General features: G+C 54.4%; 1 protein-coding gene (running past one end of the window). It reads left to right on the top strand.

Features of this window, described 5'->3' with window-relative positions; translation table 11 throughout:
• Nucleotides 1-19,314 carry the final stretch of a non-ribosomal peptide synthetase gene (locus B4V02_RS13735; RefSeq protein WP_094155229.1) on the top strand. The gene continues 22,869 nt to the left of window position 1, outside the view, so 19,314 of the gene's 42,183 nt are visible here — the last part of the coding sequence; the start codon falls outside the window, past its left edge; it ends in the stop codon at nucleotides 19,312-19,314.

The raw sequence follows: 19,314 nt of genomic DNA, 5'->3' as shown, positions 1-19,314 counted from the left end.
TATTTGGGACAATTTGATCAGGATTTGGAAAATAGTGATATCGGTATGTCCTCACATACAGGTGGAGAGCCGATGAGTGACAGCACCCTTTTAGAGCATCCACTGAATGTGAACGGCATGATTACAGCAGGCGTGCTGACGCTGGAAATTCGCTATGACAGCAAGGTATATCATGGGCCAAACGTGGAGAAATTTGCGCGGCTGCTGCAGGAAAGCTTGCAGGAAGTGATCGTTCATTGCGCCTCCAGGGAGCGGAGTGAGCTGACACCAAGTGATGTATTGTTTAAAGGCTTGACACTAGAGCAGTTGGAGCAATTGACGGAGCAAACGGCTTCTGTCGGTGAACTGGAAAACGTGTATGCTCTTTCTCCAATGCAAAAGGGGATGCTTTTCCATAGTCTGATGGAGCCGGGGTCAGGCGCATACTTCCAGCAAGCGTCGTTTGATCAACAGGGCAGCTTTGATGTTGCTGTTTTCCGTCAAAGCCTTGATCTGCTGACACAGCGGCATGAAGCGCTGCGGACGAATTTCCATATGTTTGAGACAGGTCGGAATCAGGAGCCATTGCAGCTTGTGTTCCGTCGTAAAGGCAGCGATCTTTCCTTCGAGGATTTACGCGGAATGCAAAAAGCGGAACAACAGGCGTATATTCAGACGTTCAAGCTGCAGGACCAGGCTCGGGGCTTTGATCTCGGTATGGATGCGCTCATGCGCGTACAGGTGTTGCAGACAGATGAAGAGACATATCACCTGGTATGGAGCTTCCATCACATTGTAATGGACGGCTGGTGCCTGTCGCTGGTGACAGGCGAAGTGTTCGGTACGTACTTTGCACTGCTGGAGCAGAAGCAGCCGGAGCTTGCTGCGATTACACCATACAGCCAGTATATTGAATGGCTGGACCGTCAGGATGAGCGTGCGGCAAGAGACTACTGGAGCAGCTATTTGGCCGGATTTGAGCAGCAGACGTTGTTGCCTGGTTCGGATGCTTCAATGAAGAATCAAGCGCTGGACAATAAGGAAAGTGCTGCATCTGTTTCAGCGAGTGAGACTAACGAATATGTTTCTGAAAAAATAACGGTTGATCTGGATCAAACGTGGAGCGAAGCCATGTACCGGATTGCGAAGCAGCAGCAGGTGACGATTAATACGCTGATGCAGACCGTGTGGGGCGTTATTTTGCAGAAATATAACAACAATGAGGATGTCATATTCGGCAGTGTCGTATCTGGACGTCCGACGGATATTCCTGGTGTAGAGAATATGATCGGCCTGTTCATTAATACGATACCGGTTCGGATTCAAAGTGAACGGAATGCCACTTTTGTGGAAATGATGCGGAAAACGCAGGAGCAAGCACTGACTTCGGGAGCATATGACAGCTTCCCGCTGTATGAAATTCAGGCGCTGACCGAGCAGAAGCAAAATTTAATCAACCACATTATGGTATTCGAGAACTATCCGGTAGAGCAGCAAGTGGAGCAGTTCGGCGAAGTTCGTCCATCCGCTTTTGAAATTACGAATGTAGAGGTTATCGAACAAACGAACTATGATCTGGACTTGATTGTAATGCCGGATGATATCTTCCGTATCATGTTCAGATATAACGCGAATGTATACGACCGGTCTACGGTAGAGCGTATGCAGGGACATGTATTGCATGTCATTGAGCAAATTATCGACAATCCGCATATCCGTGTGAATGAGCTGGAATTGGTGACACCGGAAGAACAGGCACAGATCGTTCAGGTGTGGGGAGATACGACGGCAGCCTATCCGCAGGATCAGACGTTAAGTGTGGTGTTCGAGGAACAGGCGGCACGGACACCGGATCAGGTGGCATTGGTATTTGGAAATCAGAGTCTGACTTATCGGGAGTTGAATGAACGGGCCAACTCATTGGCACGAATGCTTCAAGCACAGGGAGTAGGACCTGACAAGCTGGTCGGCTTGATGGTGCAGCGCTCAGTGGAAATGATCGTCGGTCTCATGGCGGTTCTAAAAGCAGGCGGTGCTTATGTGCCAATCGATCCTGAGTTTCCGTCAGCTCGTATTAAATACATGCTGGAAGATAGCGAGGCCACAGTGCTTCTGACCAGTCGTGATTTGGCAGAAGAGCACCATTGCAACGCCAATGCAATATTTCTTGAGGATGCAGAATTGTATCAGGGAGAAAGCGGCAACCTGGGGGCGATTGCCCGCCCAGAGGATTTGGCTTACGTCATCTATACCTCAGGATCGACCGGAAACCCGAAAGGAGTTATGCTCCAGCATCGATCGGTACTCAACTTTATCACAGGGATGCGCGAGCTCATCGACTTTGAAGCGGACAAAACCATTTTGTCACTCACGACCATTTCATTTGATATCTTTGTCCTGGAAACCATCCTGCCACTGTTGGGTGGAATGACTGTTGTGCTTGGCGACCGCCAGCATCAGGCGGACCCTCAGGCGCTTGGCAAGTTGATTGAGGATCATCATATTGATATGTTGCAAATGACACCATCACGGCTGCAAATGCTGCTGGGTCATGAAGCAGGTTCCCGCGCGCTGCGAAGCGTGAAGGAAATTATGGTCGGGGGTGAAGCACTTCCGTCCAAGTTGCTAGCAGCGCTGCAGGAAATAAACGGTCCCCGCATATTTAACATGTACGGACCTACAGAAACGACAGTTTGGTCGGCCGTACGGGAACTGACCCATGCTAGGCAAATCAATATTGGACGTCCTATCGCGAATACACAAATATATATCCTGAATGCGCATGGGGGAATGCAGCCAGTCGGTGTGCCGGGCGAGTTATGTATTGCAGGGGAAGGATTGGCCCGTGGTTATTGGAAACGTGAAGAACTGACGGCAGAGAAATTTGTGAAGAATCCGTTTGCCGGAGGCAGAGCAGGCTATGAGCGGATGTACCGTACAGGCGATTTGGCGAGATGGATGCCGGATGGCAACATCGAATATTTGGGCCGGATGGACCATCAGGTAAAAATCCGGGGTTACCGGATCGAGCTGAGCGAGGTGGAATCGCAGCTGCTGCAGGTGGAGTCGGTACGAGAAGCGGTCATTATGGCCCGTGCGGACGAAACTGGTCAAAACCAACTAGTGGCGTACTACGTCGCGAGTCAAGCGCTTGGAGCTGGTGAGCTGAGACATGAGCTGGGGCAGGAGCTGCCAAGCTATATGGTGCCGTCGTATTTTATTCAGCTGGAGCAGATGCCACTGACACCGAACGGCAAAATCGACCGCAAGGCCCTGCCGGCACCAGAAGGCAGCCTGCAAAGCGGAGCCGACTATGTTGCACCGCGGACGTGGGTGGAAGCGAAGCTGGCGCAAATTTGGCAGGATGTGCTGGGACTTGCGCAGGTCGGCGTGAAGGAAAACTTCTTCGAGATTGGCGGACATTCGCTGCGGGCAACAACGCTGGCCTCGAAGATTCACAAAGAACTGGACAAGCCGCTTCCATTGCGCAGTATTTTTGAAGCACCAACGATTGAACAACTGGCCGTCGTCTTGGAACAACTGGATCAAGTGGCGTATGCATCCATTCCGGTGACGGAAGAGTGCAGCTTCTACCCACTGTCTTCGGCGCAAAAACGACTGTATGTGCTGCATCAGTTCGACCCGAATGATGTGAACTACAACATGCCGTCGGTGCTGCATGTAAGTGGTCCGCTGGATGTGAAGCGAGTGGAGAACGTGTTCGGTCAACTGATCGCCCGCCATGCGACCTTGCGTACCCGCTTTACCCTGGTGGACGGTGAGCCGATGCAGTGGATTGAGGACACCGTGCCGTTTGCGGTGGAGTATACGGAGGTACAGGTCGGAGATACGACTGCGGATACGGACACAGATACAGGCACGGACACGGACACGGTAGCCAGCCCGGAAACACAAGAACTGGTACGGCGCTTTGTACGTCTGTTCGATCTGCAGACCGCTCCGCTGCTACGGGTAGGCGTGGCGGATCTGGGCGTACAAGGACCGGGGCAAGATCCGCAGCATCTGCTCATGCTGGATATGCACCACATTGTGTCCGATGGGGTTTCCATAGGGGTACTGACCGATGAATTTGTCCGCTTGTATGGCGGTGAAGAGCTGTCCCCATTGCGGATTCAGTACAAGGATTATGCGGTATGGCAGCAAAGCGAAGCCCATCAGGAGTGGATGCAGCGTCAAGAAGCGTACTGGCTGGATACCTTCCGGGGCGAGCTGCCTGTGCTGGATCTATCGACAGACTTTGCCCGTCCGGCGGTGCGGAGTACCACAGGGGATACGGTCGTATTCGGACTGGAGCGTGAAGTTAGCGAACGCCTGAAAGAACTGGCGGCACAGACAGGCTCGACGCTGTATATGGTGCTGCTGGCGGCGTACACCGCGCTCTTGCATCAATATAGCGGACAAGAGGATATCGTGGTCGGTACACCGATTGCCGGACGGCCGCATGCGGATCTGGAGCCGATCATCGGGATGTTCGTTGGCACACTGGCCATACGGAACTACCCGACGGCAGGGCAAAGCTTCCGCAGCTACGTGGAGGATGTGAAGACACGTGCGCTGCAAGCTTACGAGCATCAGGACTATCCGTTTGAAGAGCTGGTGGAAAAGCTGAATGTGAAGCGGGATATGAGTCGTAACCCGCTGTTCGATACGATGTTTACGCTGCATACCACCGAGGAAGGTGAGCTGAAGCTGGCGAACCTGAGCTTCCGTCCATACGGATTGGAGCAAACGCCAGCGAAGTTTGATCTGACGCTGGAAGCCAGCGAGGAAGAGGCAGGCATCCAGTTCGGCTTGCAATATGCGACCGCATTGTATCAACAGGAAACCGTGGAACGGATGACACGCCACTTCATCCGTCTGGCCGAAGCCGTGGCGGCGAACCCGGATGTGAAGCTGGGTGAGCTGGAGCTGATCACGCCGGAAGAAAGCGAACGGATTCTGAAGGTGTTCAACGATCCGCAGGCGCATAGCATGTGTGGAGCCGGATACGCACAGGAGCAAACGTTGAGCACCCTGTTCGAGCAGCAGGCAGCGAATACGCCGGATCAAGTAGCAGTGCTGTGCGGAGCAGAATCGTTGACCTACGCGGAGCTGAACGAGCGCGCTAACCGTCTCGCACGTACCTTGCGCGCGGAAGGAGTTCAGCCGGATCAGCCGGTAGGCATTCTGGTGCAGCGCTCGCTGGAAATGATCGTAGGCATCTATGCGATCCTCAAAGCAGGCGGAGCCTACGTGCCGATTGATCCGGAATACCCGGTGGATCGCATACGCTTTATGCTGGAGGACTCGGGAGCGAAGCTGGTGCTGACGCAAGCGCAGGTAGCCGAACAGGCATCCTTGAGCTTTGACGGCCAGGTACTGGTGCTGGATGGTCCAGAGCAGGATGGAAAGGACATCTACCACGAAGACGGCTCGAATCTGGAGCCACTGGCCGGGCCGCATCATGTCGCGTACGTCATCTACACTTCCGGTTCGACCGGAAAACCGAAGGGCGTGATGGTTGAGCATCATTCCGTTATTAACCGGATTTTGTGGATGCATGACCGTTACGGCTTGGGCGCGGAGGACACGATCCTGCAAAAGACCACCTTCACGTTCGACGTGTCAGTGTGGGAGCTGTTCTGGTGGTCGATGGTTGGCTCGAAGGTAAGCTTGCTGCCCGTTGGCGGGGAAAAGAATCCGGAGGATATCGCAGATGCGATTGCCCGCGACGGAGTCACTACGATGCACTTCGTGCCTGCCATGCTGCATGCATTCCTGGAGTACGTGGAGCAGCAGCCACGGGAAGTGATGCAAGCGAAGCTAGGCACGCTGCGGCATGTATTTGCCAGCGGCGAAGCGTTGCCGCCACAGCATGTGGCGCGGTTCCAACGGCTCGTGTCAAGTCTGACCGGAGCGAAGCTGATCAATCTGTATGGCCCAACAGAAGCAACCGTAGACGTATCGTACTTCGATTGCGAGCAGGCAGAGGAATATGCAGTCATTCCAATCGGGAAACCGATTCAAAACATTCGTCTATATATCGTGAAGGAAGGCACAGAGCAACTGCAGCCGATCGGGGTTGCAGGGGAACTGTGTATCGGCGGTGTAGGGGTAGCACGCGGCTATCTGAACCGTCCGGAATTAACGGCGGAGAAATTCGTTGTCGACCCGTTTACCGGTGGCGAAGCCGGCTATGAGCGGATGTACCGGACAGGCGATTTGGCGAGATGGATGCCGGACGGGAACATCGAATATTTGGGCCGGATCGACCATCAGGTGAAAATCCGGGGCTACCGGATCGAGCTGGGCGAGGTGGAATCGCAGTTGCTCAAAGTGGAGTCCGTACGAGAAGCCGTCGTTATGGCGCGTGCAGATGAAACGGGGCAAAAACACATGGTGGCGTACTATGTGGCCGGGCAGAAGATGGGTGCTAGCGAGCTGAGAAGTGAGCTGAGCCGGGAGCTGCCAAGCTACATGGTTCCGTCTTACTTTGTACAGCTGGAGCAGATGCCGCTGAGCCCGAACGGAAAAATTGACCGCAAGGCCCTGCCTGCACCGGAAGCACGTCTCGCAGTAGACAGGGAGTACGTGGCGCCACGGACGCGGCTGGAAGAGCAACTGGTGCGTATCTGGCAGAGCGTACTGCATGATCCGCAGATTGGAATTACGGATAACTTCTTTGAAGTGGGAGGACATTCTCTGCGCGCGACAACCCTGGTGGCGAAAATTCATCAGGAGCTGCATCACAAGCTGGCGCTGCGAGATATTTTCCAACATCCGACGATCGAGCAATTGGTACAGGTGATGGGTGAACAGACACAGCAAACGTATGCATCCATACCTGTTGTGGAGGAGCGCGCATATTATCCGGTTTCCTCGGCGCAAAAACGGATGTATGTTCTGAGTTATCTGGAAGGTGGAGAGGTTAGCTACAACATGCCGGGAGCTTTGATTATTGAAGGTTCCCTGGATAAAATGCGGCTGGAGCAAGCCTTCCGCCAGCTGATTGCCCGTCATGAAACCCTGCGAACCAGCTTCGACATGGTGGATGGCGAGGTCGTTCAACGGATTGATCCAATCGTCGAATTCAACGTGGAGCATGTGCAGGCAAGCGAAGAAGAGACACAGCAGTACGCACTGGACTTTGTACGCGCATTTGACCTTGCGCAGGCACCACTGCTGCGGGTTCAGCTGGTGGAAAACGGACCGCAACGTCACGTGATGCTCTATGACATGCACCATATTATTGCGGATGGCGTTACTGATGGAATTATCGTGCAGGAGTTCTCTCAATTGTATGAAGGCAAGGAGCTGCCGCCGCTTCGTATTCAGTACAAGGACTATGCCGTTTGGCAGCATGCGGGTATGCAAAGTGACCGTCTTCGTGAGCAAGAGAGCTATTGGCTGAAGACGATGGCTGGTGAAATTCCGGCGCTGGATATGCCAACGGATTTTGCAAGACCGGCCGTACAGCGTCTGGAAGGAGCCCGATACGATTTTGCAATTGGCGCAGAGGGCAGCGAACAGCTGAAACAGCTGGCCGCTCAAACCGGATCGACCTTGTATATGGTGCTGCTTGCGGCGTACAGCACACTCTTGCATAAGTATACGGGGCAGGAGGACATTATTGTCGGAACACCGATTGCCGGACGACCACATGCGGAACTGGAGAATCTGGTAGGTGTATTCCTCAACACGCTGGCGATCCGCAACTATCCGTCTGGCGACAAAACGTTCCTCGATTACCTGCAGGAAGTCAAAGAACATGCGCTCAGCGCTTATGAGCATCAGGACTATCCTTTTGAAGAGCTGGTTGAAAAGCTGAATTTAACACGGGATACGAGCCGGAATGCGCTATTTGACACGATGTTTGAGCTGAAAACATTTGAGCAGCAGGAGTTTGAGCTCCAAGGTCTGACCTTTAAGCCGTATCCGACGGAAAATAATACTTCCAAATTTGATTTGACCTTGGATGCAGTGGAGCAGCCGGAAGGCATTCTGTGCAGTCTGGAATACAGCACGGCGCTGTACAAGCCTGAGACCATCGAGCGATTGGCCAAGCATTTTACCGAGCTCGTTCGTGCAATTACGCTTCATCCGCAGCAGCCGCTGGCAGCCTTGGATATGGTAACCGTTGAGGAAAAAGCAGCAATCATCTACGGTTTTGGAGGTGTGGGGGTAACGGATGTTGCAGCTGTTGAAGCAGAATCCTTGTTCCATGTCTATGTGGAGGAACAGGCGCAGCTTGTACCGGACCATGTGGCGGTTGTGTACGAGGAGGAGCAGCTAACGTACCGTGAACTGAACGAGCGTGCGAACCAATTGGCCCGCAGATTGCGGAATGAAGGCATTGGACGCGAGTCGATTGTCGGTATTTTGAGTGAACGTTCGGTGGACATGCTGGTCGGCGTACTGGCGGTATGGAAGGCCGGAGGCGCGTATGTGCCTTTGGATGCCGATTATCCGTCGGAGCGAATCCGCTTTATGCTGGAGGACAGCGGGGCGACGGTGCTGCTGACCCAAATCGGCTTGCAGGAGCGTGCTCAGGCATGGCTGGAGGAAAGCGTGTGGGCCTTGGCCAGAGGGAAGTCTAAGGGGCAACTGGAAACGGCGGTTAGCGCTGAGGCGATGGAACAAGATGCTCTCCATGGAGACCTGAGTCCTTTAACATCAGCTTCGCTATCTAACCGTGAAGCAGCGTCCGAATCCGCGGCTGTACTGCGCCTGCATACGGTGCTGGCGCTGGACGATGAGTCGCTGTACACCGGGGATGCCACGGATATCGAGCACATCAACGAGCCGCAGGATTTGGCGTATGTGATTTATACCTCGGGTACAACGGGACGTCCGAAGGGCGTCATGATCGAGCATCGCAGCCTGGTGAATACGGCTGCGGCGTATCGCCGAGATTACCGTCTTAGCCAGTTCCCGGTACGGCTGCTGCAACTGGCGAGCTTCTCCTTCGACGTGTTCGTCGGTGATATCGCACGGGCGCTCTATAACGGTGGCACGATGGTCATCTGCCCGAAAGACGACCGGATTGATCCAAGCCGTCTGTATGGCTGGATTCGCGACTATCAGATTACGGTGTTCGAATCGACACCGGCCCTGATTGTACCGTTCATGCAGCATGTGCATGAACACGGACTGGACATGAGCAGCCTGGAATTGCTCATTACCAGCTCGGACAGCTGCAGCGTAACGGATTATCGGGTGCTGCAGGAACGATTTGGCGCGGATATGCGCATCATTAACAGCTATGGCGTTACGGAAGCGGCGATTGACTCCAGCTTCTACGACGAAGAGCTGTCGAAGCTGCCAGGCAGCGGCAGTGTGCCGATTGGTCAGGCGTGGCTCAATGCCCGCTTCTACATCGTGGACAGCCAGCTGAATCCGGTGCCGATCGGCGTGCTGGGCGAGCTGTGCATTGGCGGAGCCGGGGTAGCACGGGGCTACCTGAACCGTGCGGACCTGACGGCCGAGAAATTCGTGGCGAACCCGTACGTACCGGGTGAACGGCTGTACCGCACAGGCGATTTGGCGCGGTGGATGCCGGACGGGAATGTGGACTTTATCGGCCGGATGGACTATCAGGTCAAAATCCGGGGCTACCGGATCGAACTGGGCGAGATTGAAACGGCGATCCAGCGGGTGTCGGGTGTGCGTCAAGCGGTGGTGATCGACCGGACAGATGAGCATGGGCACAAATATCTGTGCGGATACATTACCGGAGAAGCGGAGCTGCGGCTGGAGGAGGTACAGGCACAGCTGGAAGCCGGGCTGCCAGCACACATGGTGCCAGCACGCCTGATGCGTCTGGACGCGATCCCGCTGACCAGCAACGGCAAAATCGACCGCAAGGCCTTGCCGGAGCCGGAAGGCAGCATCCATACGGGCGCAGCCTATGTGGCACCGCGTACCACGGTCGAGCAGGTACTGGCTTCGGTATGGGCCGGGGTGCTCGGCGTGGAAGCGGTAGGCACGCAGGATAACTTCTTCGAATTGGGCGGCGATTCGATCAAGGCGCTGCAGGTATCGTCCCGCTTGCTGCAAGCAGGCTATCGACTGGACATGAAGGACCTGTTCAGCAATCCAATGCTGTCTGCATTGGCGCTGAAAGTCCAATCTGTGACAAGATTGGCGGATCAGAGCGAAGTGGTGGGCGCTGTGGAGCTGACACCTGTTCAACAATGGTTCTTTGAGCAGAACCTGGCGGAAGCTCATCATCATAACCAGTCCATCATGCTGTATAGCAAGGACGGTTTTGATGAAACGGCACTTCGCACGGCGATGGATCAGATTATTAGCCATCACGACGCGCTGCGTACGATTTTCCGACCTGCCGAGCAGGGATATGAAGCCTGGAACCGTGCAATTGGTGAGGGTGAGCTGTATACGCTGGAACGGGCAGATTTCAGCAATGAGGCTGAGGTGTCTGTGACGATTGAGGCCAAAGCGAACGAAATTCAAGCCGGAATTCATTTGAGCGAAGGACCGCTGGTGAAGCTTGGGCTGTTCCGTTGCCCGGATGGAGATCATTTGCTGATTGCTATCCATCACTTAGTAGTGGACGGCGTATCCTGGCGCATTTTGTTCGAGGATATTGCGACAGCCTATGAGCAGGCATTGAATGGACAAGCGATTCGTCTTCCGCACAAAACGGATTCGTTCCGCACCTGGGCCGATGAGCAGTCACGATATGCGAACGGTTCGGCAGTGGCAGCAGAACTCGCGTTCTGGCAGGAAATCGAACAGGGTGTATATGAGCCGCTTCCAAAAGACCAGCCACAGCCATATTCCTTGAATAAGGACAGTGAGATCATTACTGCCACGTGGACAGCACAGGAAACGGAGCAGCTGTTAAAACAGGCGCATCGTGCCTACAACACGGACATGAACGATTTGTTGCTAGCCGCATTGGGAATGGCTATTCAACGCTGGGCGGGCATTGAACGAGTGCTCGTCAACCTGGAAGGCCATGGACGGGAGTCCATTTTGCCAGAGCTGGATATTACGCGCACCGTTGGCTGGTTTACGACTCAATTCCCGGTTGTGCTGGATATGAGCACGGGGCAAGACCTTGCACAGCGCATCAAAAATGTGAAGGAAGGATTGCGCCGCATTCCGCAAAAGGGCATCGGCTACGGTATTTTGAGATACCTGTCCGCAGCACGTGAGCATGCGAGCTTTGCAACCGAACCGGAAATCAGCTTTAACTATTTGGGACAATTTGATCAAGATTTGCAAAACCAAATCATTGGTGTATCTCCCTACGCAAGCGGTGCAGTGCTTAGCCCACATGCGGCAAGATCATACGCGCTGGACATGAACGGACTGATTTCAGAAGGCGAACTACAATTGACGATCAGCTACAGCAATCAGGAATACCGTCGTGAAACGATGGAGCAGCTAGCCGAAGAGTTGAGAACCAGCTTGCAGGAAATCATTACGCATTGCGTAAGCCGCAAACAGCAGGAACTGACTCCAAGCGATGTCATGCTTAAAAATGTAACGATGGCCGAGTTGGACCAACTGATAGAGCGAACTCGCGACATTGGCGAGCTGGAAAATGTATATGCGTTGACACCGATGCAAAAAGGCATGTTGTTCCATAGTCTGATGGATGCAGATTCAGGTGCTTATTTTGAACAAACGACATTTGATCTGCGCGGACGCTTCCAAGTGGATGTTTTCCAAGACAGCTTGAATCGTTTGGCGCAGCGGCATGAGATTTTTAGAGCTAATTTCTACAGCGGCTGGCAGGATGAGCCTGTGCAGGTCATTTTCCGCCGCAAGGATATTGGTTTCCGATGTGAAGATCTGCGTCATCTGGATGATCGGGAACGGGACGCGTATGTGAAGGAATTTATTCGCAAGGACAAGGCAGCCGGATTCGATTTGTCCCGGGATGCGTTGATGCGCGTGGCGATTTTACGAACAGGTGACGAGAATTATTATTTTGTGTGGAGCTCTCATCACATCTTGATGGATGGCTGGTGTGTGGCGCTGGTAACGGATGAGGTGTTTGAGGCTTATTTTGCAGCCGTGGAGCACAGAGAACCAAAGCTTGCCCCGGTTACTCCATACAGTCAGTATATTGAGTGGCTGGAAGCACAGGATGTAGAGGCTGCATCTTCATACTGGAAGGATTATTTGCTCGACTATGATCAGCAAACTTCGATTCCGGCCGGAAAAGCAGGCGTGAAAGCGGACGGTGCGCAATTTGAGCATGTGCTGTGCGATCTGGGCAAGAACTTGACAGGACGCATTGAAATGGTTGCCAAGCAGCACCACGTGACCATGAATACATTGCTGCAAACGGCATGGGGCTTGCTGCTTCAAAAGTACAACGGTAGTGACGACGCTGTTTTTGGCGGCGTAGTGTCTGGCCGTCCGGCTGACATTCCGGGTATCGAAAATATGGTGGGCTTGTTCATTAACACCATTCCAGTACGTATCCGCAGTGGGGCTGAGGATACATTTGCAGACATGATCAGAGCAAATCAGAAGCAGGCGTTGGCATCCCAGGCTTATGAAACGTATCCGCTGTATGAAATTCAAGCCTTGACCGAGCAAAAGCAAGACCTGATCAACCACATCATCGTGTTCGAAAACTATCCGGTGGAGGAACAGGTTGAGCAGCTTGGCGAAGGCGCAGATTCGGATTTTGAAATTAGCAATGCAGGTATGATTGAACAGACCAACTATGATTTCAATCTGGTCGTCATGCCGCAGGAAGCGATGAAAATCCGATTCGAATACAATGCGAAGCTGTATGATCGTGAAGCTGTTGAACGGGTTCAGGGTCATCTGGTGCAACTGCTGGAGCAGGTGGCAGCGAAGCCAGACATTCGGGTGTATGAGCTGGATGTGTTAAGCGAGCAGGAGCGTGAGCAAATTCTGGGCGTATGGGGAGATACAGCCGCCGACTATCCAAGCGAGCAAACGATTCACGGCTTGTTCGAGGCGCAAGCCGCAGAGACACCGGAGCAGGCAGCGTTGTTCTTCGAAGGAGAGCTGCTGAGCTATCGCGAGCTGAATGAACGTGCGAATCGCCTGGCTCGTACCTTGCGCAGTCAGGGTGTAACGAAGGATCGTTTGGTGGGTCTGATGACCGAGCGCTCGGTGGACATGATCGTGGGCATCTTCGGGATTCTGAAGGCCGGAGGCGCGTATGTCCCTATCGATCCGACGTATCCAGAGGAGCGTATCCGCTACATGCTGGACGACTCGGGGGCAGAGCTGTTGTTAACACAAAGCCATCTGGTGGACAAAGCGGCTTTTGACGGCAATGTGCTGGCGCTGGATGGGGAGCAGGATGTGTATCACGAGGATGGTTCCAATCTGGAGCCGTTGTCCGGTCCAAACGATCTGGCGTATGTGATTTATACGTCGGGTACGACGGGGCAGCCGAAGGGCGTTATGCTGGAGCATCGCGGGCTATGCAATCTCAAAACGTATTTTGATCAGGATTTTGGGATTAGTACATCGGATCATGCACTGCTGTTCGCCAGCTACTCGTTCGATGCGGCTTGCTGGGAAATCTTCATGGCGCTGTTCAGCGGAGCCACATTGTATGTGCCAACGTCAGAGACGATTTTGAACTATGAGAGATTCGAGCAGTACATGTCAGAACATCAAATTACGGTGGCGACATTGCCGCCGACCTATGCGGTATATCTGGAGCCGGAACAGATGCCAAGCCTGCGTATTCTGGTCACGGCGGGCTCAGCCACTTCCACAGAACTGATATACAAGTGGAAGGATCAGGTAGCATACTACAACGGCTACGGTCCAACCGAAAATTCGGTGGCGACGTCGGCCTGGTCGGTGTCCGAAGACGCAAGAGCAGGACAGCTGATTTCCATCGGGCGCCCTATGCCGAATCACCGGGTATACATGGTGGATGTACATGGACATTTGGCGCCGGTGGGCGTAGCGGGTGAGCTGTGCGCGTCTGGTTTAGGACTGGCCCGTGGTTATCTGAATCGCCCAGAGCTGACGGCCGAGAAATTTGTACCGAATCCGTTTGCGGCTGGAGAAGTGGGCTATGAGCGGATGTACCGCACAGGTGACTTGGCGAGATGGATGCCGGATGGCAACATCGAATACCTGGGCCGGATCGACCATCAGGTGAAAATCCGGGGTTACCGGATCGAGCTGGGCGAGGTCGAGGCCCAAATTCTGAAAGTGGAAGACGTCCAAGAGGTCATCGTACTGGCACAGGCAGATGAGCAGGGGCAAAACCAACTGGTGGCGTACTATGTGGCCGAGCGGGAAGTGAGTGCAGGCGAGCTGCGTGGTTTGCTGGGCGAGGAACTGCCAAATTACATGGTGCCTTCATATTTGATACAGCTGGAGCAGATGCCGCTGACACCAAACGGCAAGATCGACCGCAAGGCCCTGCCAGCACCGGAAGGCAGCCTGCAAAGCGGAGCCGACTATGTTGCACCGCGGACGTGGGTGGAAGCGAAGCTGGCGCAAATTTGGCAGGATGTGCTGGGTCTCGCGCAGGTCGGCGTGAAGGAGAACTTCTTCGAGATTGGCGGACATTCGCTGCGGGCGACAACGCTGGCCTCGAAGATTCACAAGGAGCTGAACAAGCCGCTTCCATTGCGCAGCATTTTTGAAGCACCAACGATTGAACAGCTGGCAGCTGTGCTGGAAAGCCAGGATCAAGTGGCGTATGCATCCATTCCGGTGACGGAAGGGCGCAGCTTCTACCCGCTGTCCTCGGCGCAAAAACGACTGTATGTGCTGCATCAGTTCGACCCGAATGATGTGAACTACAACATGCCGTCGGTGCTGCATGTAAGTGGTCCGCTGGATGTGAAGCGAGTGGAGAACGTGTTCGGTCAACTGATCGCCCGCCATGCGACCTTGCGTACCCGCTTTACCCTGGTGGACGGTGAGCCGATGCAGTGGGTTGAGGATAACGTGCCGTTTGCGGTGGAGTATACGAAGGTACAGGCAGGAGATACGACTGTGCATGCAGACACGTCTGCAGACATGGTAGTCACCCCAGAAACGCGAGAGCTGGTACGGCGCTTCGTCCGTCCGTTCGATCTGCAGACCGCTCCGCTGCTGCGGGTAGGCGTGGCGGATCTGGGCGTACAAGGACCGGAGCAAGAACCGCAGCATCTGCTCATGCTGGATATGCACCACATCGTCTCTGATGGGGTGTCCATGGGGGTACTGACCGATGAATTTGTCCGCTTGTATGACGGCGAAGAACTGTCACCCATGCGGATTCAGTACAAAGACTATGCGGTATGGCAGCAAAGCGAAGCCCATCAGGAGTGGATGCAGCGTCAGGAAGCGTATTGGCTGGATACCTTCCGGGGCGAGCTGCCTGTGCTGGATTTACCGACAGACTTTGCACGTCCGGCGGTACGGAATACGACAGGAGATACGGTCGTATTCGGACTGGAACGAGAAGTCAGCGAGCGCCTGAAAGAACTGGCGGCACAGACTGGCTCCACGCTGTATATGGTGCTGCTGGCGGCGTACACCGCGCTCTTGCATCAATACACCGGCCAAGAGGATATTGTAGTCGGTACGCCGATAGCCGGACGGCCGCATGCAGACCTGGAGCCAATCATCGGAATGTTCGTCGGCACGCTGGCATTGCGGAACTATCCAACGGCAGAGCAAAGCTTCCGCAGCTATTTGGAAGAAGTGAAAGTTCGTGCGCTGCAAGCTTATGAGCACCAGGACTATCCGTTTGAGGAGCTGGTGGAAAAGCTGAACGTGAAGCGGGATATGAGCCGCAACCCGCTGTTCGATACGATGTTTACGCTGCAAACGACCGAGGAAGGCGAGCTGCAGTTGGCGAACCTAAGCTTCCGTCCATACGGATTGGAGCAAACGCCAGCGAAGTTTGATCTGACGCTGGAAGCGAGTGAGGAAGAAACAGGCATCCAGTTCGGCTTGCAATATGCAACCGCATTGTACCAGCGCGAAACCGTGGAACGGATGACACGCCACTTCATCCAGCTGGCTGAAGCTGTGGCGGCGAATCCGGATGTGAAGCTGGGCGAAATCGAACTGATTACGGCGGAAGAAAGCGAACAGATTCTGAGCGTGTTCAACGATCCGCAGGCGCATAGCATGCGTGGAGCCGGGCACGGACAGGCGCAGGATCGTTTGCTGAGCGAACGGTTCGAAGAGCAAGCGCAGCGCAGCCCTGAGCGGGTAGCGGTAGTATGCGAGGATACGTCCCTGACCTACGCCGAGCTGAATGAACGGGCGAACCGATTGGCTCGTGTGCTGCAGGCGGAAGGAGTTCACGCCGATCAACCGGTAGGGATCTTGCTGGAACGTTCCGCGGATATCCTGGTGAGCATTCTGGGGGTACTCAAGGCCGGAGGCGCGTATGTGCCGATGGATCTCATGTATCCGCAGGAACGGATTGACTACATGCTCCAAGACAGTGGGGCACAGGTCGTGATTACGAGCCACATTGCCCAACTATCGCTCAGCTTGCCGTCCACCGTATGCCCTATAGTCCTTGACGATGAGGACGTGCAGGCTGGGCTGGCGGGACAGGATGCGAGCAACCTGAGCCCTGTCGCTGCTCCCCATAATCTGGCCTATATGATCTACACGTCAGGAACCACTGGTCAGCCGAAAGGGGTCATGATTGAGCAGGGCAGTGTCAGCAATCTGGTGGATGCTTTATCCGAGCGGGTGTACAGCCGCTATGAACAGCCGCTTCAAGTGGCATGGCTGTCAGCATTTGTATTTGACGCCTCGGTGAAGCAAATCTTTGCCAGCCTGCTGTTAGGCCACACTTTGCATGTGATATCCCGTGACGTCAGCCTGAACGGAGAGCAATTGATCGGCTACTACCGTACGCACCGGATTGACCTGTCGGACGGCACACCTGCGCACCTGCATATCTTGAACGAGACCGTCAACGTGACGGAAGCGCCGGAAGTGAAGCATTACCTGATCGGCGGCGAAGCGTTGCCTGTGTCACTGGTTCACGGGCTTCTGCACAAGTGGTCCAAGTATCGTCCGGTCATTACCAACGTGTATGGTCCGACTGAAACGACGGTAGATGCAACCACTTATACGATTGAAGATGTGGAAAGCCTGAACGTGCTGCTGGAAAAAGGGGAACACACGGTATCCATCGGAACACCGCTTCCGAATCTGTCCGTGTACATCTTGAATACCAAGCAGCAACTGGTACCGATTGGTATCGTGGGCGAGCTCTATATCGGGGGTGCCGGAGTCGGACGAGGATACCTGAACCTGCCAGAACTGACGGCAGAGAAGTTCATCCCGAATCCGTTTGCCGATGCGGCAACAGCCGAACAAACGGGCACCACTCACGCGAACCGGATGTACCGGACGGGCGACCTGGCACGCTGGCTGCCTGACGGCAGCATTGAGTATCTGGGCCGGGTCGACCACCAGGTGAAAATCCGGGGCTACCGGATCGAGCTGGGCGAGGTGGAAGCGCAGCTGCTGACCGTGGACGGCATCCAGAAAGCCGTGGTGACCGCATGGGAAAGCGAAGACGGGCACAAGGACCTGTGTGCCTACATCGTAGCCTCAGCGTCACTGAGTTTGCCGGAGCTGCGGAACGCGCTGCAGCCGAAGCTGCCGGATTACATGATCCCGACGTATGTCGTACAGATGGATCGATTCCCGCTGACGCCAAGCGGAAAAATCGACCGCAGAGCGCTGCCAGCGCCGGAAGCACGCCTCGAAGGAGGCATGGAGTACGTTGCGCCGCGGACGCCGCTGGAAGCCAAGCTTGCTCAAATCTGGCAGGATGTATTGAAGTTGTCCAGCGTAGGCGTCACCGACTCATTCTTCGACATGGGTGGACACTCTCTGCGGGCAACGACGCTGGTGGCCAAAATCCACCAGGAACTGGACAGCCGGATTACACTGCGTGAGGTGTTCCAGCACTTTACGATTGAGCAGCAAGCCCAGCTCATAGCTGCGCACGGGACAGACACCTATACGGTGATCCCTGCTGCGGCGAAACAGGCGTACTATCCAGTTTCTTCGGCTCAAAAACGGCTGTACATCCTAAGCCATCTGGAAGGTGGGGATGTCAGCTACAACATGCCGGGTGTGTTAACGGTAGAAGGGCCGCTTCAGGCAGATCGGCTGGAGGATGCGTTCACCCAGTTAATTGCCCGTCATGAAACGCTGCGGACTTCCTTTGAGATGGTGGAAGGCGAGGTCGTTCAGCGGGTTTACGATCAGGTTGAGTTTGCAGTAGAGCGCCTGCAGGTGGATGAATCCGAAACCGAAGCGTATATCGAGTCTTTTGTACGCAGCTTTGATCTTCGGCAGGCACCGCTGCTGCGTGTTCGCCTCATTCAAACCGGACCGGAGCGCCACGTTTTGATGTACGACATGCACCATATCATTTCGGATGGAGTATCGTCTAACAATATCGTGCAGGAACTGGTACAGCTGTACGAGGGACGGGAATTGGAGCCATTGCAAATTCAGTACAAGGATTATGCCGTGTGGCAGCAGCAGGAAATGCAGCGCGAGTCATACCAACGTCGGGAACACTTCTGGCTGGAGCATTTAGCCGGAGAATTACCGGTACTGGATCTGCCGATTGCTTATCCGAGACCTGCTGCCCGCAGCTTCGAGGGTGCGCTGTATGAATTTACAGTTGATCCGAATGTATCCGAGCAGCTGCATCGAATGGTGGCACAGACCGGAAGCACGCTGTACATGGTACTTTTGAGCGCCTACACCGTTCTGCTGTCCAAGTACAGCGGTCAGGACGATTTGATCATCGGTACTCCGGTAGCAGGCCGCTTGCTGCCTGAGCTGGAGCCACTGATCGGAATGTTCGTCAATACGCTAGCGATCCGGCATCAGCCGAAGGGCAGCCAAACGTTCCACAGCTACCTGCTGGAAGCCAGAGATCGTACGCTGCAAGCCTTCGAGCATCAGGATTATCCACTTGAAGAGTTGGTGGAAAAACTCGATGTAGCACGGGATGCAAGCCGCAACCCATTGTTTGACACGATGTTTGTGCTGCAAAATACGGAGTCGCAGGAAGCGAAGCTTGAGACCTTGTCCTTCAGTCCGTATGTTCAGGAGCACAGTATCTCCAAATTCGATTTGACCTTATCCATGAGTGATGAAGACGGGGTGATCAAGGGTTCCTTTGAATATTGCACGAAGCTGTTTGGGGCAGAGGCTATTGAACGATTAACGGAAGATTTGTTAGCGATTCTGTCACAGGTTGGGGCAAATTCAGATTTGCTGTTAAGCGATATTCAGGTGAGCTCGAACGAGCAGCCAGAAGGCTTTTCACCGGATTCCATCGACTTTGTTTTCTAA

The organism is Paenibacillus kribbensis (assembly GCF_002240415.1).
Classification (GTDB): domain Bacteria; phylum Bacillota; class Bacilli; order Paenibacillales; family Paenibacillaceae; genus Paenibacillus; species Paenibacillus kribbensis.
Note: the sequence above shows the minus strand (reverse complement) of the source record. Positions and strands in the feature narration are given on the sequence as shown.